Source organism: Azospirillum ramasamyi (assembly GCF_003233655.1).
GTDB classification, from domain to species: Bacteria; Pseudomonadota; Alphaproteobacteria; order Azospirillales; family Azospirillaceae; genus Azospirillum; species Azospirillum ramasamyi.
On record NZ_CP029829.1, the window covers coordinates 932938 to 957854 of the forward strand.

The 24917-nt window shown below is 68.3% G+C and carries 21 protein-coding genes; 11 read left to right on the plus strand and 10 right to left on the minus strand.

Annotation, left to right across the window (positions count from 1 at the left end):
* Nucleotides 1-142: 142 nt before the first annotated feature.
* Together DM194_RS04250 and DM194_RS04255 are read left to right on the plus strand one after the other, a co-directional pair.
* Nucleotides 143-1174, plus strand: a complete 1032-nt coding sequence (locus DM194_RS04250; RefSeq protein WP_246024284.1) for a hypothetical protein — start codon at nt 143-145, stop codon at nt 1172-1174.
* Between the two features lie 32 nt (nt 1175-1206).
* The gene (locus DM194_RS04255) at nt 1207-2088 is read left to right on the plus strand and encodes a lysozyme inhibitor LprI family protein (RefSeq protein ID WP_111066076.1); all 882 of its coding nucleotides are present in this window, start codon (nt 1207-1209) and stop codon (nt 2086-2088) included.
* 59 nt (nt 2089-2147) lie between these two features.
* Here the strand turns inward: DM194_RS04255 and DM194_RS04260 are convergent, their stop codons facing one another.
* Complete coding sequence (locus DM194_RS04260; protein WP_111066077.1) at nt 2148-2927, minus strand: SDR family oxidoreductase; 780 nt, start codon at nt 2925-2927, stop codon at nt 2148-2150.
* On the minus strand, nt 2924-3247 hold the full coding sequence (locus tag DM194_RS04265) for a nuclear transport factor 2 family protein (RefSeq protein WP_111066078.1): 324 nt from the start codon (nt 3245-3247) through the stop codon (nt 2924-2926). Before DM194_RS04265 ends, DM194_RS04260 begins: the two co-directional genes overlap by 4 nt.
* Before the next feature lie 109 nt (nt 3248-3356).
* Between DM194_RS04265 and DM194_RS04270 the strand changes: the two genes are divergently transcribed.
* Entirely contained in the window at nt 3357-4271 is a 915-nt protein-coding gene (locus DM194_RS04270) for a LysR family transcriptional regulator (protein ID WP_111066079.1), read from the plus strand.
* On the opposite strand, the gene DM194_RS04275 is transcribed toward DM194_RS04270, so the two are convergent.
* On the minus strand, nt 4260-5156 hold the full coding sequence (locus DM194_RS04275) for an aldose 1-epimerase (RefSeq protein WP_111066080.1): 897 nt from the start codon (nt 5154-5156) through the stop codon (nt 4260-4262). The two genes, DM194_RS04270 and DM194_RS04275, sit on opposite strands and share 12 nt — an antisense overlap.
* Nucleotides 5157-5443: 287 nt before the next feature.
* Here DM194_RS04275 and DM194_RS04280 point away from each other — a divergent pair, with 287 nt between their 5' ends.
* Nucleotides 5444-8140, plus strand: a complete 2697-nt coding sequence (locus DM194_RS04280) for a serine/threonine-protein kinase (RefSeq protein ID WP_246024285.1) — start codon at nt 5444-5446, stop codon at nt 8138-8140.
* A 90-nt stretch (nt 8141-8230) separates the two neighbouring features.
* On the opposite strand, the gene DM194_RS04285 is transcribed toward DM194_RS04280, so the two are convergent.
* Nucleotides 8231-8800, minus strand: coding sequence for a peptidylprolyl isomerase (locus tag DM194_RS04285; protein ID WP_111066081.1), 570 nt, complete (start codon nt 8798-8800; stop codon nt 8231-8233).
* Between the two features lie 188 nt (nt 8801-8988).
* On the opposite strand from DM194_RS04285, the gene DM194_RS04290 reads away from it, so the two are divergent.
* Genes DM194_RS04290 through DM194_RS04305 form a run of 4 tightly spaced genes read left to right on the plus strand, consistent with a single transcriptional unit; the run spans nt 8989 to nt 13317 of the window.
* Nucleotides 8989-10659, plus strand: a complete 1671-nt coding sequence (locus DM194_RS04290; protein WP_111066082.1) for an intermembrane phospholipid transport YdbH family protein — start codon at nt 8989-8991, stop codon at nt 10657-10659.
* Nucleotides 10660-10667: 8 nt separating this feature from the next.
* Nucleotides 10668-10916 (plus strand): YnbE family lipoprotein, encoded by a 249-nt coding sequence (locus DM194_RS04295; RefSeq protein ID WP_111066083.1) that lies wholly within the window; start codon nt 10668-10670, stop codon nt 10914-10916.
* Complete coding sequence (locus tag DM194_RS04300) at nt 10916-11284, plus strand: YdbL family probable chaperone protein (protein WP_111066084.1); 369 nt, start codon at nt 10916-10918, stop codon at nt 11282-11284. The genes DM194_RS04295 and DM194_RS04300 overlap by 1 nt, the downstream gene beginning before the upstream one ends.
* The gene (locus DM194_RS04305) at nt 11281-13317 is read left to right on the plus strand and encodes an O-linked N-acetylglucosamine transferase, SPINDLY family protein (RefSeq protein WP_111066085.1); all 2037 of its coding nucleotides are present in this window, start codon (nt 11281-11283) and stop codon (nt 13315-13317) included. Before DM194_RS04300 ends, DM194_RS04305 begins: the two co-directional genes overlap by 4 nt.
* An 88-nt stretch (nt 13318-13405) precedes the next feature.
* On the opposite strand, the gene DM194_RS04310 is transcribed toward DM194_RS04305, so the two are convergent.
* The 6 genes from DM194_RS04310 to DM194_RS04335 form a co-directional block, all read right to left on the minus strand.
* A complete protein-coding gene (locus DM194_RS04310) occupies nt 13406-14143 on the minus strand; it encodes a hypothetical protein (RefSeq protein WP_246024286.1) in 738 nt (245 codons plus the stop codon).
* Nucleotides 14144-14256: 113 nt separating this feature from the next.
* Nucleotides 14257-16683, minus strand: a complete 2427-nt coding sequence (locus DM194_RS04315) for an LPS-assembly protein LptD (protein ID WP_111066087.1) — start codon at nt 16681-16683, stop codon at nt 14257-14259.
* Between the two features lie 155 nt (nt 16684-16838).
* Nucleotides 16839-18260 carry a homospermidine synthase gene (locus DM194_RS04320; protein WP_111066088.1) on the minus strand — a complete coding sequence of 474 codons (1422 nt, stop codon included), beginning with the start codon at nt 18258-18260 and terminating at the stop codon, nt 16839-16841.
* Between the two features lie 143 nt (nt 18261-18403).
* On the minus strand, nt 18404-19687 hold the full coding sequence (locus DM194_RS04325; RefSeq protein ID WP_111066089.1) for a type III PLP-dependent enzyme: 1284 nt from the start codon (nt 19685-19687) through the stop codon (nt 18404-18406).
* 437 nt (nt 19688-20124) lie between these two features.
* Nucleotides 20125-20688 (minus strand): 1,2-dihydroxy-3-keto-5-methylthiopentene dioxygenase, encoded by a 564-nt coding sequence (locus DM194_RS04330; RefSeq protein ID WP_111066090.1) that lies wholly within the window; start codon nt 20686-20688, stop codon nt 20125-20127.
* A 95-nt stretch (nt 20689-20783) separates the two neighbouring features.
* A complete protein-coding gene (locus tag DM194_RS04335; RefSeq protein WP_111066091.1) occupies nt 20784-21992 on the minus strand; it encodes an MFS transporter in 1209 nt (402 codons plus the stop codon).
* Nucleotides 21993-22208: 216 nt separating this feature from the next.
* On the opposite strand from DM194_RS04335, the gene serS reads away from it, so the two are divergent.
* Genes serS through DM194_RS04350 form a run of 3 tightly spaced genes read left to right on the plus strand, consistent with a single transcriptional unit; the run spans nt 22209 to nt 24912 of the window.
* Complete coding sequence (serS, locus tag DM194_RS04340) at nt 22209-23480, plus strand: serine--tRNA ligase (RefSeq protein WP_111066092.1); 1272 nt, start codon at nt 22209-22211, stop codon at nt 23478-23480.
* Entirely contained in the window at nt 23480-24262 is a 783-nt protein-coding gene (gene surE / locus DM194_RS04345) for a 5'/3'-nucleotidase SurE (RefSeq protein WP_111066093.1), read from the plus strand. Before serS ends, surE begins: the two co-directional genes overlap by 1 nt.
* Nucleotides 24259-24912, plus strand: coding sequence for a protein-L-isoaspartate(D-aspartate) O-methyltransferase (locus DM194_RS04350; RefSeq protein ID WP_111066094.1), 654 nt, complete (start codon nt 24259-24261; stop codon nt 24910-24912). The genes surE and DM194_RS04350 overlap by 4 nt, the downstream gene beginning before the upstream one ends.
* The last annotated feature ends 5 nt before the right edge of the window (nt 24913-24917 follow it).

The window sequence follows — 24917 nt, forward strand, 5'->3', positions numbered from 1 at the left end:
GAAAACCCCGCCTCATGCCTGTTCGATGATGTTCGCGCTCCGGTTTGGTCCGGGGTCGCGGTTGCAACGGTAACACCGATAAATCCTGCCCGACAGGGCGGCCCGGCCCCGATCCTACCGCAGTTGCGAAAAAGTCACGAAGTTGCCGGGGACGTGCGCTGCGGCTTTCTTCTGTTCGCGTTACCCTTTATATCCTAAGCGAATGGGGTATCGCTGCGGCGGGGCTCGCGTCCGGATGATGTCGGTGGCGGCTTCTTCGATGTTGGGCGGCAACCGGGGGATGGGTGGAATGGGCGACGCAGGCCACGGCGGCGCCGGACGGGGTGTCGTCACCGGGAAATACTTCAACTTCAAGCCGCTGCCCCCGCCGGCCGACATACTCGGCAACCCGCTGGTCGTGTCCAACCTGCCGACGCACAAACTGCCCAAGGAGACGTTCGGCAGTCGGGTCAAGCGTTTCCTCGCCCGGATGAACCTGGGCAGCCAGTCGGCGGAGACCCGGCTGCGCTGGAAGCTGTACGACACGATCCAGGCGACCATGGCCTCGCTGTCGCCTGCCGTGACGCTGGTGGCGGAAAAGCGCGCACCGGTGAAGAAGAAGCTGTCGGTCCCCGTCGTCGTCGTGCGCCATCCCTATCATCTGCGCCATGTGTTCGAGATGCTGCCGAACATCCCCGATGGCTTTGCGGCGGAGCGGCGGTTCATCGAATTGCTGATGACCCGCGCGCTGAAGCGGTATGGCGAGCAAATGGCCCTGATCAAGGGAAGCGCCTTTTCCTTCGAGAATGAGGCGCGGGAGTATTTCTTCGCGGGATTCAAACTGGAGAAACAGATCAAGAAGGTTAACAGCCCCGACGAAAAATTCGCGGCGCTTCAGGCGATCTATACGAACTATTTCCATGGCCGGAATTATTATTACTTCGCGTTGCTGAGGCGGGAGAGGCTTGCCCCGGACAACAAGCTTTTCATGCTGTTCGCCCGTGCGGTCTATTTCATGGCGCGGATCGATTGGAACGGCGAGCTGTTGGAGAAGCCGAACCCGCGCGCGCTGCCCAGCCGCAACGACATGCTGTTTTTCGTGGAGCGTGACAAGTCGGTCGTGACGCGCTATCGCACCGACCAGGATTTCCAGCGTCAGGTCAAGGCGGCGCTGGAAGCCTTTCCCGCGTCATGATGTCCTGCCCCACCATTCCAAGGTTTTCTGCCATGCCTGTGCTGTCCCTGGTGAGCGGCCTTCTGGCCGCCGGCTCCATGCTCGTGGTTCTGGCGGCGGCCCCGGCCCTGGCCGAGACGCCGGTCCCGGAGGCGGCGGAGACAGCGGAAGAAAAAGCGGCGCAGGCGGCGGCGAACTGCGCTGCGGCGGAGACGCCGTCGGCGCAGCTGCTGTGCCGCGATGCCGGACTGGTGGCTGCCGTTGCAGCGATGGAGGCGGCGCTGGCCGCGCTGGGCGCAACCACCGACGCCACCGGGCGGGCGGCGATCGAGGCCGGCCAGATCGTCTGGCGGGCGCGGCGCGACGATGCCTGCCCGGTGACCGCCGAGGATCTTGCCGATGCCAAGGCGACCAAGTCCCGCACCGGCTGCCTGCTGCGGGTCATCCGTCAGCGTACCGCGGCGCTGGAGGCGGAACGCAAGGCACGGTCCCGCCCGGTCGCGGAACTGCCTCTGGCCATCACCGGAGCAGCCGCGCCGCGCTTCGTGGAGCTGCAGAGGGCGGTGCCGCCGATCAACCGCAAGGCGACGCTGGCGGCTTTCTCCGGGCGCTGGGCCAAGGCCGATCCGAACCACCGCACCGCCATCGACGATTGCCGCACCTCCTATCTGGAGATCGGCGCCGACCGGACCCTGACCGCCGTGGATGCGCGGGTGCCCCAATTCCCGCTGACCGGCCGCCTGCCGGCCGAGGGCGACCCGCTGCGGGAGGTACCCGTGCAGCCGCTGCCGCCCGCCGAAGGGGCGACGGAGACGGCCCCCGCGCCGCTGGCCACCCTGCGTCTGCTGCCCGCCGATTCGGCGCGGTTCGACCGGCTGGTCCTGCGCATGGCCGCGCCCGCCACCTTCGCGGCGGAATTCGTCCGCTGCCGCTAGGACGGGTGGTGGGTGCAAGCGGAATCGCCTGCGCCGACAAACCCGGCTCATAGGCAGGTCTACACCGTGGGAACGGTACCGCCGTCGATGACGTATTCGGTGCCGGTTATGGTCCCGGCCCGGTCGGAAGCGAGGAAAGCGACCAGGTTGGCGACATCTTCCGGCTTGGATGGCCTGCCGATGGGGATGCCGCCAAGCGAGTCCATGATGATTCGCTTGCCGCCTTCGTAATCGGTGCCGGCCTCCCTCGCGAGCCGCTCCGCCAGCCGCACCGCCGCCTCGGTTTCGATCCAGCCGGGCGAAACGCGCACCACACGCACGCCCTTCGGCGAGACTTCCTTGGAGAGGCTCTTGCTGTAGGTCGAGAGCGCGGCCTTCGCGGCGGCATAGGCTGTCGTGGCCTCCGGCAACGGCAGTTCGTGCTGTATGGAAGTCACATGGATGACCACACCGCGGCCCTGCGCCACCATCGCGGGCACGAGCTCGCGGTCCAGCCGGATGGCGGGCATAAGGTTGAGATCAAGTTCCGTGTTCCACACTGCGTCGCTCAGCGACGCGAATCCACCCGCTGGTGCGGAGGAGCCACCCAGCATGTGCACGATGATATCGACTCCACCAAGGCGTTCGCGCACTGCCGCGGCGAGCGTGGCGCACCCCTCCGCGGTCGTCAGGTCCGCGGAGACGAACATCTCCTTGTCCTGCGTGTCGGGACGGGATCGGGCGGCGGTCAGCACACGGGCTCCCAGTTCGCGGAACAGCGCGACGGTGGCCGCACCGGCGCCGCGCGTGCCCGACGTGATGAGCGTCCGCTTACCTTCGAGACTGATGAACGGGGTCATGGGTTGATCTCCAGGCCGGTGATCCGGTTGCCCTCGATCCGAAACGCAAAGGTCATTGTGGCGGGGCTGCCCGGGAATTGCCCGGTCACCTTGGCGAGGAGATTGGCGGTATCGCCCATTTCAGTCACTTCCAGCGGTTCGATCTTGTGCCGGTATCTGGCCTTGGCCATGCGCCACCACGCGCCGATGGCATCCCGACCGACATGTGATTGGCCGTCATCCCTGACGACGGCGTCGGGCGAGAAGGCATCGATCAGCGCGCCCCCATCGTTCCTCTTGTCTGCGTCGATGTAGGCCAGGATCGGTGAAGGGAGAATCATTGCGCCATTCCTCCTGATCGAAATGTCCTTTGCTTTCATCAAAGTAAATGTGGACACAGATTTCGATAACCGGGATAAAGCGGGATGAGGTGTTTTGATTGGCGGGACAATGCGTCGGGCTGAACTGAACGATCTGGATGCGGTCATCGCCATCGCACGCCGGGGTTCGTTCCGCGCCGCGGCGCTCGATCTGGGCATGTCGACGACCGCGCTCAGCAACGCCATCGGAAAGCTCGAAGCGGGCCTCGGCGTCCGTCTGTTCAACCGGACGACGCGGAGTGTCTCGCTCACCGATGCGGGGCGGGTGTTCGTCGAGCAGGTTGGGCCGGCGTTGCAGGATGTTCACGGTGCCTTGGAAGCCGTGCGGTCGCAGCAGACGATTCCGTCAGGCACGTTGCGCATCAACGCCTTCGCCACAGCGGCGCGCGAAATCCTCTCGCCGCTGGTGCTGGAGTTTCTCCGCCGCCATCCGCAAGTGCATGTCGACCTTGTTACCGAGGGGCGACTGGTGGATATCGTCGCCGACGGATTCGACTTCGGTGTCCGGGTGACCGACCTCGTCCCCAGCGATATGATCGCGATTTCATTGGGGCGTCCGCAGCGATATGCCGTTGTCGGATCGCCGGCATATTTCAGGAAGCACGGCAGGCCGCGCGTACCGCCCGACCTCCTTGATCACCCATGCATTCGTGTCCGCCTGCCGAATGGAGCCCTTTTCCGGTGGCAATTCGAGAAAGACGGGCAACCGGCACAGATCGATGTTGATGGACCGGTCACCCTGGACGAGGCCAGTCTGGCACGGATCGCCGCCCTGGAAGGCATTGGTCTCGGCTTCTTCATGGAACAGGACGTGATAGCCGATTTGGCGGCGGGACATCTCGTTCGCGTGCTCGATGACTGGACGCCGCCGCGTTCCGGGCTCTGCCTCTACTATTCCGGACGGCGCAATCCCTCCGCCGCCTTCAAGGCCTTCATTGGCCTGGCCCGCGAACTCGGTGCAAAGGGCGGTTCTCTAGATTCGTGATACGAGGAAGCGGACGGTCATCGACAGCCGCTCCCCCGCCGGCAGGGCGATGACGCCGGCATCCGGTTCCTGCGGGCGGTTCAGCGCGTCGGTCATGTGGGTGGCCGGCTCCAGGCACAGATAGGGCTCGCCGGGCGGGGCGTAGACGATCAGATGGCCGACCGGCCCGTCGGCGATCATGGTCAGGCGCAGCCGGTCCCGCGGGCGGTCGAGCGTCGCCGTACCGGACCATCCGGTGAAGCCGTTGTCCAGCGCCGCATGGTCCATCACCACGCCGTGGCGGAAATCCCAGGCGGCGGGCAGGGGGCGGCGGCGGGACGGCAGGATGGTGTCGTCATTGTCCCAGACGCCGCGCAGGTCGGCGGTGACGATGCTGCCCGGCGACCTGACGAAATAGGGATGCAGCCCCAGCCCGGCCGGCATGTCGCTGTCGGACTCGTTGATCAGGTCGAGGGTGACGGTCAGCCCTTCACCGTCGAGCGCCACGGTCTGGGCCGCCCGGTAGCTCCAGGGCCAGTCGTCGGCGCGGTGGGCGAAACCCATGCGGAGCGCATCGTCGGCTGCGGCCTCGATGGTCCAGGGGTTGGACCAGCCATGGCCGTGGATGCGGTGCGGCGATCCGGGATCGGTGGCGAGCACCACCTCCCGCCCCTGGAAGACGAAACGGGCGCCGCCGATGCGGTTGGAAAAGGGAACCAGCGGGAAGCAGGCCATGTCCGGGGCGAAGTCGCCGGCAAGTGCATGGTCGGAGGCGCGGCGGAACAGATCGACCGGACCGCCGGGGGTCGACAGGCTCCAACTCGCCAGCGAACCGCCGATGTGCGGAGCCGCGGTGAGCGTCATGGCCCCGTGCCGCAACGCGATGATGGTGCCGGTCCGACTCATGCGCTTCTCCCAAGGTCAGCGTTCCGGCTTTATCGCACATGGGAAGACCGCAAGGAACGGCTACCGCAAATGGCGCAACGCTGACACAGTTTTCGAATGTTTGACGAAAAATGTGGGCATCGTACACCCCTCCTTTACCGTCCACCGGTGACGATGTGGCGCAGGCCGGGGTGCATGCAGCCACGGATGTCAACGCGGGCGGCGCCCCGTTGTTGCAGATCGTCCCATGGCATCCGGCGGGCGTATCCGGCACGTCATTGGCAGGTCATCGGCAGGAAAGGTCGGGAGTGTCCAGTTCACCGCTCAGCCGCGCGATGCCCTCGCCGCAGGCCGCCATGGGATCGCTCGACGAGGCGGAGCTGTGCGGCGTCCTGGCGGATTACCACGCGCTGCCGGCGCGGACGGTGATCGGCATCGTGCTGCGCCCATATCTGGACCCGCTGTGCCTGACCCCTACCGAACTGATCCATCTCGCCAAGCCGCTGAAAGCCTGCCTGGAACAGGGAACGCTGGTCGAGGCCGCGATCGGCAAGGTCGCCGCCGTGCAGGCCCGCGCGCCGGGGCAGGAGCAGATGAAGCGCCGTCAGGCCATCCGCAGCGCCGTGGATGAGAGCTGGACCAGGGCGCGCGCCGCCCAGGCCGCCTTTGCCGCCATGCCGCGCGGGCGCGGGCCGGTGGACTGGCTGCTGTCGCAGGGAACCGCCACGCCGACCGGCGACGCCGGCTACGATCTGCGGGTGGCGGTCGCCCTGGAACTGGTGGAGATCAGGAACTGGGGCGGCAAGCTGGACCGGCTGCTGGAACTGCACCAGTGGGACCGGGACGAAGGGCTGGCCGCCGTGGTGGACGGGGTGATCGGCGATGTCCTGGCCTCCGCCGCCGCGGAGGCGGAGTTGTTCGGCGCCAACCTGCTGCCCGGAACCCTGCTGTCCACCCAATGCGACATGCTGTTCGGCCGGATCGGCATGGAGGCCATGGGGCCGACTCGCATCGGCGTGCTGAACGCCCTGTTCCGGCAGGGCAAGCTGCCCATGGCGAAGGCCGCCGTTCTGGACCGCATCCGCCGGCGGCTGAAGGCGCCCCAGCCCTTGGGTCGCGGCGCCTTCGATCAGGAGGCGGAACTGCTGAAGACGTTGGCCGGGCATCTGCTGACCCGCGACGGGCTGGTCGGCGGGGCCGCGATGGCGGATGCGCTGACCGTGCGCTATTCGCGCCGGCTGGAGCAGGGCGGGGCCAGCGCCTATCGCCGCTCCATCATCGGCCTCAGCGAAGGGCAGCCGGATCTGATCTGCCGTATCCACTATCTCACCCGCGTCGCCGCCGCCCCAGCCGGAGAACGCCATGCGGACGAGATCCTCGCCTCGCTGGACGCCGCGGTCGGCAACGAGATGCTGATCGAGAACATGCTGGTGCAGACGCCGGACACGGCGCTGCTGGAGCGCGACTTCGCCCGCGCGCTGGCGGCCATCCGCTCCGCCCCGCTGCCGGCCGACGACTGCGAGCGGATCGCCGCCCGTGCCGAACGCTCCGTCGACGAGTATGTGAAGAGCGGCCAGCTTACCGCCCGGCTGAAGCAGGTGGAGCCGGTTCTGCGCCGCCGCATCATCCGGCTGGCGGAGGTCGCCTGTTCCGGCCTGGTGCGCGAGGACGGCGCCCTGCCGCTGATGCGGCAGCAGATCCTGGAGGTCGTCCGCCAGCCGCAGTTCCAGGCCGAGATCGCCCAGCCCGACAGCGACGTCGCCCAGGCCGAGGTGCGCCGGCTGCTGCATCTGCTCGACCGTCTGCGCCAGATTGCCACCGTGCCCGCTCCGCCCCCGGTGGCGATGCCAAGGGAGATGCCTGTGGCGATGCCAATGGCAATGCCGGTGCCGGCGGCGCGTCAGCCGGGTCCGCGCAGCGTCGATACCGTCTGCGATCCGGCCGCCGCGGCCATCGCCGCCATGCCCGCCGCAGCGCTGGCAACGGTGGATGCCGTTCCGGCCGGCACGCTGCCTGCCGCGGCCGCCCGGACGGCTTCGGAAGAGCTGTGCCCGAACTGCCATACCGCCCGGATGAGGCCCGGTCCCTGCGCCGGCTGCGGCTTTCCGGCGAAGTCGGACAACCGGCCGGGGGTGCATCTGGCGCCCGGCACGCTTCTGCATGGCCGTTACCGCGCAGGCCGGGTGCTGGGGCAGGGCGGGTTCGGCGCCACCTATCTGGGCTGGGACGACCGGCTGCGGGTGAAGGTGGCGATCAAGGAATATTATCCGGCCAACCTGATCGCGCGGCTTCCCAACGGCGCCGCCGTCTCTCCCTTCTCCGACGAGCATGCCGAAACCTTCGCCGAAGGCCTCACCAAATTCCTGGAGGAGGCGCGGACGCTGGCCCGCCTGCGCGAGGTGCGCGAGATCGTCGGCGTCCAGGATTTCTTCGAGGCGAACGGCACCGCCTATCTGGTGATGGAGCTGCTGGAAGGCCGGACCATGAAGAAGTATCTGGCCGATTGCGGCGGTCGGATCGACGTCAGGCGGACGCTGTCGGTGGTGACGCCCATCGCCAAGGCGCTGCAGGCCATCCACGACCAGGGGCTGATCCATCGCGACGTCAGTCCGGACAACATCTTCCTGACCAACGGCGGCGACCGCAAGCTGCTGGACTTCGGCGCCGCGCGGCAGACGGCCCGGCCGGGCGCCGGGCTGACCGTCATCCTGAAGCCAGGCTATGCTCCGCCGGAGCAGTATTCGAACGAGGGGCGCCAGGGGCCCTGGTCGGACGTGTATGCGCTGTGCGCCACGATCTATCTGGCGCTGACCGGCCGCACCCCGCCGGACGCCACCGCCCGCTTCATGAACGACAAGGTGCCGAGGCTGTCGGAACTGGGGGCGGCGCTGCCGCCGGGATTCGAGAAGGTGCTGATGTCCGGGCTGGCGATGCGCTGGCAGGACCGGCCGCAGTCGATGAAGGATCTGCTGCGCGCGATGACCACGGCGTTGGTCGGCGGCTGACGGTGATGTGGCTGGCAGCGGCGTGAATCGGGCATGAAAAAGGGGACCGGCGCACCGATCCCCCGTTTCCAGCCAGCCGGAGCTATGCCGTTACTTGACGTCGGCAGCGACCTGCATCTTGATGATCTTGTCCGGGTCGGTGACCTGACCGTTGCGGGACTGGTTGCCCTTCTTGATCATGTCCACGAATTCCATGCCCTCGACCACGCGGCCCCAGACCGTGTACTGGCGATCAAGGAAGCTGGACGGCGCGAAGCAGATGAAGAACTGGCTGTCGGCGCTGTCCGGGTCCTGCGCGCGGGCCATCGACAGGGTTCCGCGGATGTGCGGGGCGGTGGAGAACTCGGCCTTCAGCTTCTTGCCGGAGCCGCCCATGCCGGTGCCGGTCGGGTCGCCGGTCTGGGCCATGAAGCCGTCGATGACGCGGTGGAAGACGACGCCGTCGTAGAAGCCCTGGCGGGTCAGTTCCTTGATGCGGGCGACGTGGTTCGGCGCCAGGTCGGGCCGCAGTTCGATCACCACGCGACCGTCCTTGAGGTCGAGGTAGATGGTGTTTTCCGGATCCAAGGCCTTCGCCTCCCCTTGCGAGACTGTAAAGAACGAGACAGTGAAGATTGTGGCGAACAGCGCCGCCAGCAACGCGCGGGTCCACCGCTTCATGCGAAATACTCCGATGAGCCTAAATTCGCGTCACGGACCATAGGGGAAAAGCGGCGGAATGCAAAGCCGCGCTGGCGGGCGGCGGCGATCCGCCAAAAAGTCACGGATGACGGACGCTTGTCCGGGTGTTCATCGCGGCAAGGACGTGGCAAGCCATTCGGATCGCAGGAGCGGGGAGGGGACGGCGGGTGAGGCTGGGACGGGCGATAGCGGGAACGGCGGCGGTTGCGGTGACGCTGGGCGTCGTCGGCCTTGGCGGTGCCATTCTGGCCGGTCCCGCCCTGATCGGCGGCATCGCGACCGAATTGCTGCACGAGTCAGGGTTCGCCGGAGCCGAGGTTGCCGTCACCGGATTGCGGATCGCCGATGGCTGGGACGGGCTGCGGCTGGAGTTCACCGCGGGCAGCGGGCCGCTGGAGGCCGCGGCCCAGACGCTGGACCTGCCGCTGTCCGGCCGCGTCGCGCTGTCCGGCGCGCTGCGGGTGGGGATGGATGGCGGGACGCTGACCGTCACCCCCGACGGCTGCCTGCCCGCCCTTGTGGATAAGCTGACGATCAACGGCCAGACGCTGGTCTTCCCGCAGGAGGCGACGGTCTGCGCCGTGCCGGATGGACCTCTGCTGCGCTGGTCGCCGTCGGCGATGACCATCGCCGCGGAGGTGAGGGTTCCGCGGCTCGACGTGCCGGCCGGCGGCCTGCGTGCCGACCGGCTGGTGCTGCGGCTGGGGCAGGACGGGAACGGGCGTCACGCCGACGCCACCGTCGCCACGCTGACCAACACCGCCAGGCCGGCTCCGGTCGTGCCGCTCGCCGTCATCCTCCGCGCCGTCCAGGAGGGGGAGGGGCCTTGGGCCATCGACGGCACGGCGAAGGATGCGAAGGGCCTGCTGTCCGTCACGCTGGCCGGCAGCCATGACCAGACCGCCGGCGCCGGCCGGGTGGAGGTGGTGGCGAAGCCGGTCGCGCTTGCCCCGGACGGGCCGGGACTGGCCGCCGTTTCACCGCTGGCGGCGACTTTTCTCGAGAAGGCCTCCGGCACCCTGTCGGGAAAGGCGACGGTCGCCTGGGACGCCAAGGGCATGACCACGACGGGGCAGGCGACGGTGAAGGGGGTGGCCGGCGTCGCCGGGCCGGTGACGGTCGCCGGCGTGGCCGGTACGGTCACCCTGTCGAGCCTGTCTCCGCCGGTGATCCCGGCCGGGCAGAAGCTGTCCGTCGGCCTGCTCGATGTCGGCATTCCGTTGACCGACGGCACACTGCTGTTCGGCTATGGGCGCGACGGGCGGCTGGACGTGGGCCGCGCGGAATGGCGCTGGGCCGGCGGCACGCTGCGCGCCGATCCGTTCAAGCTGGCGCCCGCCGCGCCCAAGGGAAGCGTCACCCTGCATGCCGACGGAATCGACGCGGCCAAGCTACTGGAGTTGATCGCCGTCGATGGGTTGGAGGCGAGCGGCAAGCTGGCCGGCACCCTGCCGGTGGTTTTCGCCGACGACATGGTGACGCTGAACGGCGGCGTGCTGGAATCCGCCGCCCCCGGTACCCTGCGCTACGATCCCGCCAACCCGCCCGCCGCGCTGAAGGGTGAGGAGGGAAGCCCCACCGCCATGCTGATGGGGGCGCTGACCGATTTTCGGTACGACAGCCTGCGGATCACCATCGACGGGCAGGCCGGCGGCGAACTCAGCGCCGGTTTGTCGCTGCGCGGCGCCAACCCGTCATTCTACGATGGCCATCCGGTTGCGCTTAACCTTAAGCTGTCCGGCGCGCTCGACCGGATTCTGCGCCAGAACCTCGACGTCTACCGGATCCCCGACACGCTGCGGGACCGCATGACCGGCTTCGACCAGAAGGACCCCTGATCGCCACCATGATAACCAAATTCGCATCCGCCCGCCTGATGGCCGCCCTGCTGTTGCCAATCGCGGCGGCAGCCTGCACCCCCACGGTCAAGATCGAAGCGCCCGAAAAGCCCATCGAGATCAACCTGAATGTCCGCATCGAGCAGGAGGTGCGGGTCAAGCTGGAACGCGACGTCGACGACGCCATCCGCAACGACCCCGCCCTGTTCGGCTTGCCGACGGACTCCGTGCCCTCTCCCGCCAAGGGGAAGAAGTGATGACGACCCAACCCATCGCCCGCCGCCGCTTCAACCGGCTGGCCCTGTCCGCCATGGCCGCGGGGCTGCTGGCCTTTGCCCTGCCGCAGCTTGCCTTCGCGCAGGATGCGCTGGCCGCCGCCAAGGCCGCCGGCCAGATCGGCGAGCGTCCGGACGGGCTGGTCGGCGCCGTCCCCGGCGCCCCCGCATCGGCCCAGGCGCTGGCGGAGCAGGTGAACGCCCAGCGGCTCGCCCGTTACCGCGAGATCGCCAAGGGCAACGGCACGGCGCTCGACAAGGTTCAGGCGGTCGCCGGCCAGCAGCTGATCGAGCGCACCCCCGCCGGCCAATTCGTGATGAACGCCGCCGGCCAGTGGCAGCGGAAGTGACCGACGCGGCCACCGTCGCCGACCTGCGCCGCCGTCTGGCCGGCAAGCCCGGCGACGGCGCGCTGCTGGCGGCGTTGTTCGCCGCGCTCGATGCGGCAGGGCAGGGCGGCACGCCGGAGGAGGCGGTCGCCCGCTCCAACTTCGGCGAGGCGCTGCGCCGTCAGGGCCGGCTGGCGGAGGCCGAGGTCCATCACCGCAAGGCGCTCGCCTGGCTGCCGGATTTCGGCGGCAACCATTTCAACTGGGGCGTCACCCTGCAGGCGCTTGACCGCCCGGCGGAGGCCGCGTCGGCCTATGGCGAGGCCGCACGGCTGATGCCGCGCTTCGCACCGGCGCCCTGCAACCAGGGCGTCCTGCTGCGTGAACTCGGCCGGTTGGAGGAGGCGGAGGCGGCGCTGCGCCGGGCGCTGTCGCTCGACCCGATGCTGGCGCCGGCGCGGCTTGCCCTGGCGGCTCTGCACCGCGACCGCGGCGACCTGGACCGCGCCGTCGCCGGGTTCCGGGCCTGCCTGTGCCTCAGGCCCGATCTGGCGGAGGGGCAGGCGAACCTCGCCCTGACCTTGAAGGAGCGGGGGCAGCGCGGCGGAGCGAAGGACGATGCCGCCAGCCTGACGGGATTCGAGCGCGCCCTGCGCATCGGCCTGCCGGATCCCGGCGGGGTGCTGGCGCAGCTGGTGCAGCAGCGCCGGCATCTCTGCCGCTGGGATGGGCTGGAGGCGCTGTCAGCCCGGCTTGCCGGGCTGGTGCGGGAGGGGCGGACCCGGCAGGTCCATCCCTGGATCTTCCTCGGCGAAGGGGCGGGGCCGGAGCTGGAGCGGGCCTGCGCCGAACGCTATGCCGCCTGGAAGACCCGCGGCGTCGCACCGGCCTTCCCGGCTCGCACCATCCGCGGCGCAAAGCTGCGCATCGGCTACCTTTCCGCCGACTTCCACGAGCACGCCACCGCGCTGCTGATCGCCGAACTGATCGAGCGGCACGACCGCGGGCGTTTCGAGATCGTCGGCTGCTCCTATGGTCCAGACGATGGCGGGCCGTTGCGCCGGCGGCTGACCACGGGGTTCGACCGCTTCCTCGATCTGTCGGCCATGACCGACGATGCGGCGGCGCAGGCGATCCACCGGGCGGAAATCGACATACTGGTGGATTTGAAGGGGCATACCCAGGGCGCCCGGCCCGGCATCGCCGCCCGCCGGCCGGCGCCGGTTCAGGCGCAATGGCTGGGCTATCCGGGAACGACGGGCAGTCCAGCCATCGACTACGTCATCGCCGATCCTGCGGTGGCGCCGGACGACCATCAGCGCTTCTACAGCGAGCGCATCGTCCATCTGCCCGACAGCTACCAGCCCAACGACCGCAAGCGCGCGATCGGGCCGCTGCCCAGCCGTGCCGATTGCGGCCTGCCGGGGGAGTGCGTGGTGTTCTGCGCCTTCAACGCGCCCTACAAGATCGGCCCGGAGCTGTTCGGCCGCTGGTGCCGCATTCTGCGGCGGGTGCCGGGATCGGTGCTCTGGCTGCTTGAGGGACCGGCGGAGGCCGCCGTCAACCTGCGCCGCGCCGCCGTCGAGCGTGGGACCGCGGCGGAGCGGCTGGTCTTCGCCCCCCGGCTGCCCGGCCCCGCCCATCTGGCGCGGCACCGGCTGGCCGATCTTTTCCTCGATTCGAGCCCGGTCGGCGCCCACACGACCGCGAGCGACGCGCTGTGGGCCGGGTTGCCGGTGCTGACGGTGCCGGGCCGATCCTTCGCCGGGCGGGTCGCCGCCAGCCTGCTGCGGGCCGTCGGGCTGCCGGAACTGGCGGTGCCGGATTGGGATGCCTATGAGGCGACGGCGCGGCGTCTGGCCGAAACGCCGGCGGAACTGGCCGCGCTGAAACGGCGGCTGGAGGACGCGCGTGCGTCCGCGCCGCTGTTCGACACCGACCGTTTCGCCCGCTCCATCGAGGCCGCCTACCTCGCCATGTGGGAGATCCATGCGGCGGGCGGACCGCCGCGCGGGTTCACGGTTCCGCCTCATACCGGCAGGCCAATGAATTGACCTGCCGTATTGCGTTCAAACGCCACGCAGGCTTTATCGCGCCAAGATGCGCGCCGCCGCCGCCGCCTCCGCCGCCGTCGCGGCGGTATCAGGGATAGGCGCAGCGGTCCGCCGTGACCTCCACGAAGGAGCGCTGGGCGGGGGCGATGGTGAAGCGGTATTCGGTGTTGTCGACCACAAGCGACTGGTGCAGCGGCAGCACGCCGCTGACCGTCGCGGTCTTGCCGCCGATGCCGGTGATGCGGATGGTCACCGGCTGTCCGGGATCGAACCAGCTTTCGGCGTTGCCCTGCGCGTTTTGGGCGGACTGGCCTTCGCCGGTGACGCTCACGGCGCCGTTGCCGAAGGTCACGCCGCGCGTCCCACCCTTCAGCAGCGGAGTGCTGAGCGTGAAGCGCTTGGTTTCGGCCGGCTGGCAGCTGCGCTGAACCTGCGCCTGGGAGATGACGAAGGACAGGCGGTTGGCGTCCAGCCCGCTCTTCAGCCGTTCCGACACCAGCTGTGTCAGCTTGGCGAGGTCGCCGGTCGGCACCTCCCGCTGGAGGCGGTCTTCCAGCTCGGCGGCACGCGCCTCCGCGGTGCGGGCGGCGTTCTGCATCTGCGTGGCCAGCAGCTCCAGTTCCGCCTTCTGGCGGGACAGGGTGGCGATCTCCTCCCTCAGGGTCACGTCGCGGCCCTTCAGCTGCTCGATTCCCATCTGGTAGGAGAAGAGCCCGACACCGAGAACCAGTGCGGCAAGCAGCAGGAATTTGATCACGCCGGCCCGCATGCGCCGGCGGTACCGTCGTTCGTAGTCGTAACGTCCCAGGGTCATGATATCGGTCACGGCGGGCTGTCTACGTCGGGCGCTATGGCTAACGGCAACGGCCAAGGGATGCAACCCCTTGGCCGTCCGATCTGCCGTGATGACTTGTGGCTTCCGGCTGTGGCCCGTTGAATTTACTGGTTGGCCGAACTGCCGCCCAGGAAGCTGGCGTTCAGGCCCGGGCTCTTGAACTCGCCGACATTCTTGAAGACCAGACGGAAGAAGATGGTGTTGCCGTCCTGCTCGCCGGTGGTGCTGACCGTGTAGTCGCGCCGCGCGATGGTTTGGAAGATCAGGCATTCGTCGGCATAGGACAGGACCGCCAGGCTGGAGCGCGGACCGGGCTGCGGTTCCATCGCCTGGGTGTGGCTGACGCCGAGGTTCCAATGGTCGGTGAACTGCGACGACACGCCGAACGACGCCTGCTCCACCCGATTGCGGTTCACCGCGCTGCGCGACGTGGTCTGGTCGACATAGGTGTAGGAGGTGGACAGCCGCAGCAGAGGCACGCCGGCCGAGGCGTTCAGCGAATGGCGGCGCGGCCGGAGCGATTCATGGTCGATGCGGAAGCTGTAATTCACGTCCAGCCAGTCCGCCGGCTGCAGGTCCAGGCGGCCGACATAGTCGGACACGCTGTCCTCCAGGCCCGAGCCGCCGGTGAAGCCCGCGCCGGTCTCGGTCAGGCGGCGGCTCTGGCCCAGGAACAGGCTGGCCGACCCCTGGGTGTTGCCGTAGATCGCGGTGCGCAGGCCGTAGGTGATGCGCATGCCGTCGTCCAGCCGGTCGATGCCGGTGAAGCGGTTGGGCTGAAGCAGGTTCACATCGTCGAACTCGATGTCCAGGCTGTCCTCGTTCGGGAACAGCCGGCCGTTCGGCAGTTTCGGCGCGACGGTCAGCTGCCCGATCGGCTCGATCAGCTGGGAGGAGCTTTCGCCATAGCGGACGAGTGGATAACGGACGGTCGCCTGCGCCTGCGGGAAGAAGCGGAAACGGCTGACGTTGTCGTCCCCGCGGACCGTCGGGTCGTTGTTGTTGAACTGCTGCGCCGCGTAGCCGGCGACCAGGACGCTGCCCGACAGGGTGGTGACGAAGCCGGCATTGGAAACGATGTTGCGCTCCCAACCCGGCTGCACGACGAAGCGCTGGGTATCGGGGCCGGCACCCTGGAGGCGCGCAACATTCAGCAGGCTGGTGTCCAGCGACCAGCGGCCGCCGAACAGGCTTCCCGGCTCGCCCAGCGCGTTGTACTGCGCATAAGGCAGGACGACCGGCTCGGGGATGGGGTTCCCGTAGCGCATGTCCTGGAAGCTGTAGCCGGTGACCGCCGCATAGTTCCGGCCGCGGAAGCCCTCCACGAAGGCCTTGCTGGTCAGATAATCCTCGCGGAAATCGTAATAGCGCCGCAGGAAGGTCGGGTCGCTCGCGCGCTTGACGTCGAAGCCGGCGCGCCAGATATCGTTGATGTCGAACAGGCCGCGCGCGGCGATATAGCCGCGGTTGCGCTTTTCCTTCGGCGCCGTGGTGCTGTTGCCGCCGTCGCCGCGGGTGATGGCGCCCTCCAGCTCCAGCCGGCCGTTTTCGAAGCGCTTCCGGTATTGGCCGCCCAGCAGCGGACCCTGCTGCGTGTAGTAGTTCAGGTCGAAGGTGGCGTCCTGGTCCGGCCCGATGTCCCAGTAGTAATGGGTCTTGACGAAAGCGCCCAGGTTGGAGCTGTTGCCGAAGGACGACGTCAGGAAGCCGCTCTTGCGGTCGACCGAGGGGTCGGGATGCGACAGGTAGGGCGTGTAGGCGACGGGAATCCCGAAGATCTCCATCGTCGCGTCGCGATAGCGGACCTCGTGCTCCTCGTTGTCGTGCACGATGCGCACGGCACGGATCTGCCACAGCGGCGGCCGGGACGGATCCTCCTTGCAGAGGTCGCAGGGGCTGTAGACGCCGCGGTTGACGCGCGTCAGCCGGCCCTCGCGCCGTTCGCCCTCGGTGCCGGCCATGCGGCCGTTGTCGGTCATAAGGACGCGGATGTTCTCGATGAACACGTCCTTCAGATCGTCGGTCAGTTCGGCATAGTCGGCGAAGACGATGTCGCCCGACGGCTCCACCAGACGGATATTGCCGGTGGCGGTGACGACCTTGGTCTTCTGGTTGTAGGAGATCTTGTCGGCGCGGACGCTGCGCTTGCCCTGCGCCAGCTCGACATTGCCGCTGGCGGTGACGAGGCTGTTCTCCTCGTCGAAGGTGACCTGATCGGCGGTGAGCAGCACCGGTTCCTGATTCTGCGCCGCGCCATTGGTGCTTCCGCCCGCATTTCCATCCGCGGTTCCCTGCCCGGTGGCGGGCTGGGGGGCCGTCTGGGCGGTAGCCTGGGCAGCGGCCTGGGGTGTCGCCGGCTTCGTTCCGGGAAGCGGGGTGGACGGCGACTGGGCGCTCGCCGTGTCGGTGAGGGCCAGATCCACGACGGCGACCCCGCACGCCACCATCAGCCCGACGATGCCGGAGCGCAGGATGGGATTGGCGGCGGTCGGAACTTTGGCGCGGGCGCGCCGGGAGACGTGCTTGGGCATGGCGGAACGATTGGGGGAAGCGAAAGCCCAAGTCAACGGTTTCAAGACCCTGCCGCGGGCAATGTCACCGTGTCGCCGTCCGCCCTGTGGCAGCAACGCCGCAGCCCCCGCCGCCGGAGCGGCGGCAGGAGCCGCGGAACTTCATGCAACCTGCATCAAATGACCCGGAAGTTCTTGAACTGCCAGGGATCGTTCTCGTCGATATCCTCCGGGAACAGGGTGTTGCGGTCCTGCAGAGGAGTCCAGTCGCCATAGGCTCCGACCACCTCGCCCAGATAGGGCGAGGCGATCTCCAGCACCCGGCGGAAGTCGACCTCGTCCGGTTCCACCAAGCCCCGATTCGGGTTCTCCAGCGTCCAGACGATCCCGCCCAGAACGGTGGAGGTCACCTGCATCGAGGTGGCGTTGTTGTAGGGGGCCAGCGACCGCGCCGTGTCGATGTCGAGCCGCGAGCCGTACCAGTAGGCGCCCTTGGGATTGCCCATCAGCAGCACGCCCAGCTCGTCGATGCCGCTGGTGATCTCGTGCATCATCAGGCGCTGTTCGGCCTGCATGTTGAAGTTCTTGCCGGCCAGCTCGTGCAGCGACATCACCGCGTCGTCGCAGGGATGATAGGCATAGTGGCAGGTCGGCCGGTAGACGACCTCGTCGCCCTCGCGCACCGTGAAATAGTCGGCGATCGAGATCGATTCGCTGTGGGTGATGAGGAAGCCGTGGAACGGCCCCTCCAGCGGGGTCCAGGTGCGCACGCGGGTGGAGGCGCCCGGCCGCATCAGGTAGATGGCGGAACCGCAGCCGAACTCGTGCCGGCGGCCATCCGGCGGCAGCTCCTTCTCGTGGGTGCCCCAGCCGAGTTCGGCCGGCTGGCAGCCTTCGCTGACGAAGCCGTCGATCGACCAGGTGTTGACGAACTCGCCGATCCGCTTGGGCTGGTTCGACACCTGGGTGTCGCGCTCCGCCACATGGATCGTCTTGATGCCCAGCTTCTGCGCCAGCCGGCCCCAGCCGTCGCGGTCGGTGGGAACGTCGGTTTCGATACCGGTGTCGGCGGCGATGTTCAGCAGCGCCTGCTTGACGAAATGCGACACCAGACCCGGATTCGCCCCGTGGGTGATCAGCGCGGTCGGGCCGGTCTGGAAGCGGTCGCGCAGCGCCAGCGCGGTTTCGCGCAGCGCGTAGTTGGAGCGCAGCGACGGCGACAGGCTGGAATCGGTGTAGCCGCCCGCCCACGGTTCGGTGCAGGTGTCGGTGTAGAAGGCGCCGACCCGCTGGCAGAACTCGATCAGCGCAACCGACGAGACGTCGACCGACAGGTTGACCAGGAAATCGCCCTTGTCGATCAGCGGCTTCAGAATCTGGAAGAAGTTGTCGTTGTCGAGCGGGTTGTTGTGGAAGGCGACGCCGTAAAGCTCCGCCTCCTCGCGCCCGCGCTCCTCGGCGGTGACGATGGTGATCCGGTCGGCGGTAAGTCCGTCGATGTGACGCAACAGCAGAGGCAAGACACCCTGGCCAATCGAACCGAATCCAACGATGACCATCCGGCCTGTGAACGTGCAGAGCTTCGTGTCCAGGGCCATGATTTTTTGTCTCCCCGAGGTAATGTAGGCCAACGACATGAGCCGGCGCTTCCGCCCACTTCGGAGAAGTGGCAACGGAACGCGCCGGACCGGTGAATGTTACGGGTGTCTTTACGCTTTATCCACAGATTCCGGCGGCGCGATCAGGCTGCGCAGGAGCGCAATTGATAGCCGGGAGTGGCAAGCAGCGGAGCGTCAGACACTTCGACGACGCGCGCCTGGTCGAAACCGTTGAAGGCCGTGCGCAGGCAGGAGCCGTAGGCGCCGAGCTGACCCAGCTCGATCCAGTCGCCGGCCTTGACGTCGGCCGGCAGGTGGAAGGGACCGTTCATCCTGTCGGCGCTGTCGCAGGTCGGGCCGTAGAAGCTGAAGGCCGTGTCCTCGGCGTCGGTCATCGCCTCGAACGGGCGGATCAGCCGCGCCGGGAAGCGGAAGCCCGGCACGCCGGCGTCCGACAGGGCGCCATAGACGCCGTCGTTGATGAACAGCTCGTCGCCGCGCCGCTTCACCACCTGAACCACCAGCGAGACGCCGGGGGCGACCAGGGCGCGGCCCGGCTCGCACCACAGGCGGCAATGCGCCGGCAGGTCGAGGGCGGCGACGCCGCGGGCGATGGCGGCCATGAAGTCGCTGAGCGGCGGCGGGGTGACGCCCGGATAGGACACCGGGAAACCGCCGCCGACGTCCAGCACGTCGATGGAAACGCCGCTGTCGGCGATCACGCGGCCGGCGAGCGCGATGGCGCGCTCGTAGGCCGACGGATCGAGCATCTGCGAACCGACATGGAAGGACAGCCCGACCTTGGGCGCCACGGCGCGGGCGGCGCGCAGCAGCTCCACCGCATCGGCCATGGCGGCGCCGAACTTGCCGGACAGGTCGTAGACGGCATTGCCCTTCGGCAGCGCCAGGCGCACGACGAGGCCGAGGTCGGCGGCGTCATCCGTCTCCTCCAGGATCTTGTCCAGCTCCTCGCGGCTGTCGAGCACGAAGTCGCGGACGCCATACTGGTGATAGGCGTTGCGGATCGCCTGACGGCCCTTGACCGGGTGCATGTAATGCAGGACGGCGTCCGGGAACATCTGGCGGATCAGCCGGATTTCGCCGGGGGAGGCGACGTCGAAATGGCGCACGCCGCCGGCCCACAGGGCACGCAGCACCGCGGGCTCCGGGTTGCACTTCACGGCATAGAGCACGTCGCCGCCGCGCGCGGCGGCATCCGTCGCCTCGGCGAAGGCGGCCAGGAAGCTGCCGGCGGTGTCGGCCAGCACGCCGGGGCGGATGCAGTGCATCGGCTCTTCCGGGCGGTGCAGGGCGACGGCCTGCGCCACCGTCGAACGGCGGCCGCTGGACAGCGAAACGGCGCTGCTGTCGTTCAGGCCGACGCGGCGCAGCGGGGTGACGGCGGAACGGGAACGCAGGAAGCCCATGGCGCACTCCTATCCCCGGACGGCGGCGTGCAAACCGGTCCGGTGAGCAGACGTCGATCCCGGCCGCGCCACGAGCCGTGCCAGCGCAAGGCTGTGGCACGGGTGGTGCGGCGGAATCGGCGATTGATCGGAAAAGGGAAAGGGGGAGACGGAAAAAGCCGGTGCGAGCAGCGGCCCCGGGCTGTGAAGCTCCGGGCAACAGCGCGTCGTTTACCGGCTAAAGGGCTACCGTCTCACAGCCCCACCGTGGGCAGCGTACATACTGACCTCCCTCTCGGGACCGGCCCACTGGAATGGCCGGTTCTGCCAAAAAGGACGCGGTACGTCGTAGCATAACCACAGAGGGCCATAGGCACGTGCGGGTGCGTCGTGCCGATTGATTTACGCTATTCCGTCGGCGATTCAAGTTAAATTTTCAGGGCGCGATTAAGGCGGGGTCAGGCTGCTTCCATTGTTTCGGGTTCGAACAGCGGAAAGCGGGCGGCGATGGTGTCACCGGTCGGGCTGGCGATCCAGCCGTCGGGCCGCGTGAAGAAGCGGATGGCGGTGAAGCGGGGCCGCGCGCCCATGTCGAACCAATGCGGCGTGCCGGCGGGAATGCTCAGCAGGTCGCCCGCCCCGCACACCACGCGGAAAACCCGGCTGTCGAGATGGATGTAGAAGGCGCCCGAGCCTTCGACGAAGAAGCGCGCCTCGTCCTCGTCGTGGGTGTGCTCGTCCAGGAATCTGGCGCGCAGGGCGGCGGCGTCCTCCGTCGCCGGGGTGACCCGCACCACGTCGACGGAGCGGAAGCGGCGCGCCTCCTTCAACGCCTCCACCTGTGCGGCATAGGCCGCCAGCACGGCATCGCCGTCGGCGGAGGCGGGCAGGGGGGCGCCGGCGGTCCAGCGTTCGAACAGGATGCCGGTATGGGCCAGATGTCCGGCCATCAAAGCGGGGTCGGCCGTGCTCAGTTCCGGCCGGAGGGCGTCGTTCTCCAGATAAACGGTCAGGTGACTCAATGCCAATCCTCCCGGCGTACCATCGGCCACAGCCTGAAGTGCGGCCGTTCGCGGCGCAATAAGCCGAATCGCAAGCGCGACGGTTCGTCGCGCGATCAGCGGCTGCGCTGGAGCCCCACCGTCACGGCGACCGCGATCATCATCAGCAGCCCGACGAAGGCCGCCACGCCCGTCCATCCGAAATCATGCCAGAACAGCCCGCCCAGCGTTCCGGCCAGGGTGGAGCCCAGATAGTAGCAGAACAGGTAGATGGACGAGGCCTGCCCGCGCGCCACCGAGGCCCGGCGGCCGATCCAGGCGGACACGATGGAATGGGCGCCGAAGAAGGCGAAGGTGAACAGGGCGATTCCGGGAGCGATGGCGAACAGGCTGTCGAACTCCATCAGAACGAGCCCGCCCACCATCAGCGCCACCGCCGTCGCCAGGGTGCGGTTCGAGCCGAAACGACCCGCCCAGCCGCCGAACAGCGGCGAACTGACGACGCCGAAGCTGTAGACCAGGAACACCGCACCGACGATGGCGGGCCGCAGATCGAACGGCGGCTCGCTCAGGCGGAAGCCGATGTAGTTGAAGACGGTGACGAATCCGCCCATCAGCAGGAAGCCGAGAGAGAACAGCCCGAGCAGGGCCGGGTCGGTCAGCAACCCGCGCCAGGCGCGCACCAGCGCCCGCATCCCGGCGGCGCGGCGGACGAAATGGCGCGACGGCGGCAGGGCGAACCAGACGGTGACCGCGGCGGCCACCGCCAGCGCGCCCACCACCCCGACCGCCAGCCTCCAGGTGCCGAGATCGGTGACCACGGCGGTCAGCACCCGGCCGGACATGCCGCCGATGGCGGTCCCGCCGATATAGAGCCCCATGGCGACGCCGGCCGATTTCGGATCGACCTCTTCGGAGACATAGGCCATGGCGACCGCGGGCAACCCGCTCAGCGCCAGCCCTTCCAGAGCCCGCACCGCCAGGAAGCCGTGCCAGTCCGGCATCAGCGCGCCGACGATGCCCAGCAGTCCGGCGGCGAGGAGCGCCGCCACCATCACCGGCTTGCGCCCGATCCCGTCGGAAATGGCGCCGGCCACCAGCAGCGCGCCCGCCAGCACGCCGGTGGTCAGCGACAGCGACAGGCTGGATTCGGCCGGCGTCACCCCGAACTCTCGCACGAAGTCGGGCAGCAGCGGCTGGACGCAATAGAGGGTGGCGAAGGTGGAGAAGCCGGCGACGAACAGGATGCGGCTGGCGCGGCGATAGGCGGGGGTGCCGGCCTGCAGATAGGCGGTCTCGGCACCGGTCTCGATCTCGTCGCGCACGCGCGGGGCTCCATGGTCTGTCTTACGCCGCTTGCTGCGGCGCACACGCGACATTGCCCTGCGGCGGCCCTTCCGTCCAACAGCCGCCGCGGCGCAGCGGCCATGCCGTTCGTGCAGGTCCCTATCAGGAGTGGTGCAGCCACGGCCTTGTGCTGGATCTTCGTCGGGGCGCGCCTTATAACCAGTACCCCACACAATTCGTTGATTGTTCGAGCCATGCACGATCTTCGCGCCATCCGTGAGAATCCCGAAGCCTTCGACCGTGGCCTTGGCCGCCGCGGACTGGCGCCGATGTCGTCCTCCGTGCTCGACCTCGACGGCCGCCGCCGCGCCGCGCAGACCCAGATGCAGGAGATGCAGGCCCGCCGCAACGAGGCGGCGAAGGAGGTCGGCCTCGCCAAGCGCGAAGGCCGCGACGCCCAGCCGATCCTGGACGAGATGGCGGTCCTGAAGGACCGCCTGCCCCAGTTGGAGGAGGAGGAGCGCGCCCTCGGCGCCGAGCTGGACGCGCTGCTGGCCGGCCTGCCCAACATCCCGGCCGACGACGTGCCGGAGGGGCCGGACGAGACCGCGAACGTCGAGGTCCGCCGCTGGGGCACCCCGCCCGAGATTGCCAACCCCAAGCAGCATTACGAACTGGGCGAGGCGCTGGGCCTGATGGACTTCGAGGCGGCTGCCCGCATGTCCGGCGCCCGCTTCACCGTGCTGAAGGGCGGGCTCGCCCGGCTGGAGCGCGCTCTCGCCGACTTCATGCTGGACATCCACACGGCGGAGCATGGCTACACCGAAGTGGCGCCGCCGCTGATGGTGCGCGACAACGCCCTGTTCGGCACCGGCCAGCTGCCGAAGTTCGAGGAGGATCTTTTCAAGATCCCCATGAGCGGCCATTACCTGATTCCGACCAGCGAGGTGCCGCTGACCAATCTGGTCAACGACCAGATCGTGGCGCAGGAGGAATTGCCGCTGCGCTACACCGCGCTGACCCCGTGCTTCCGGGCGGAAGCCGGGTCGGCCGGGCGCGACACCCGCGGCATGATCCGCCAGCACCAGTTCTGGAAGGTGGAGATGGTGTCCATCACCGCGCCGGAACAGTCGGAGGCGGAGCACCAGCGCATGACCCGCTGCGCCGAGACGATCCTGGAGCGGCTGGGCCTGCCCTACCGCACCATCGTGCTGTGCACCGGCGACATGGGCTTCTCCTCGCGCAAGACCTATGACGTCGAGGTGTGGCTGCCGGGTCAGAACGCCTACCGCGAGATCTCCAGCGTGTCCAATTGCGGAGATTTCCAGGCGCGGCGGATGAAAGCCCGTTGCAGGAACAAGGGCGAGAAGCAAACTCAATTCGTGCACACCCTCAATGGATCGGGTGTGGCGGTCGGGCGCTGCCTGATCGCGGTGCTGGAGAACTACCAGCAGCCCGACGGTTCGATCCTGATTCCCGAAGCGCTCCGCCCCTACATGCGCGGAGTGGAGAGGATTTCGGCCTGATGTTCAACCTGCCGCTCGACCTGTCCCAGACGCGCATCCTCGTCACCAACGACGACGGCATCCATGCGCAGGGATTGAAGGTCCTGGAAACCATCGCGCGCGAACTGTCCGACGACGTTTGGGTGGTCGCGCCGGAGATGGAGCAGTCGGCGGCCAGCCATTCGCTGACCATCAACCGGCCGCTGCGCCTGCGCAAGCTGGACGAGCGCCGCTATACGGTGGACGGCACGCCGACCGACTGCGTTCTGCTGGCGGTCAACCATGTGATGCGGGACGCCCGCCCGACGCTGGTGCTGTCCGGCGTCAACCAGGGCTCCAACATCGGCGAGGACGTGACCTATTCCGGCACCATCGCCGCGGCGATGGAGGCGACGCTGCTGAACGTCCCAGCCATCGCCATGAGTCAGCATTACGAACCGGGCCAGCCGATCGACTGGTCCGCCGCCGCCGCCCATGGGGCGGAGGTGGTGCGCAAGGCGGTGACGGTGGCCTGGCCGAGGAACGTGCTGCTGAACGTCAACTTCCCGGCCTGTCCGGCCGAAGAGGTGACGGGCATCCAGGTGGTGCGCCACGGCAAGCGCAAGATCGGCGACGAACTGTTCGAGCGCGTCGATCCGCGCGGCAAGCCCTATATCTGGATCGGCACGCTGCGCGGCGAGGCCGATGTGGCGGACGACACCGACATCCATGTCGTCTTCAACGGCGGCATCTCGGTGACGCCGATCTATCTCGACCTGACCCACACGCCGACGCTGCAGACGTTGAGGCAGGCCTTCGTGTGACCTACAACCCGCGCAAGATCCGCTTGCTGATGGCCCTTCGCGGGGCCGGGGTCACCGACACCAAGGTGTTGGCGGCCATCGAGCGGATCCCGCGCGAGCTGTTTGTCCCGGACGCCTTCCAGGACCGGGCGTGGGAGGATGCGGCCCTGCCGATCGACCTGGGCCAGACGATCAGCCAGCCGCTGGTGGTCGGGCAGATGACCCAGGCCCTGGACCTTCACCCGCGGCATCTTGTGCTGGAGGTCGGCACCGGCTCCGGTTATCAGGCGGCGGTGCTGTCGCGGCTGTGCCGCCGGGTCTTCACCATCGAGCGGTTGAAACCTCTGCTGCGCGAGGCGGAAGAGCGGTTCAGGGCGCTGAACATCGGCAACATCACCACGCGGCTCGGCGACGGGACGCGCGGCTGGCCGGAGGTTGCGCCCTTCGCCCGCATACTGGTCACAGCCGCCGGTGGTCCCGAGCCGCCAAAACACTTGACGGATCAACTCGCCGTTGGTGGTGTCATGGTCATTCCGCTGGGAACCGATCACCGCGATCAGAGAGTGGTGCGATTCCGGCGTTCCGAAGCTGGCCTTATCCGGGAGGACCTGTGGCCCGTCCGTTTCGTTCCGCTGCTGTCCGACCCGCCACAACCGGCCCGTTCCGCATGAGATCC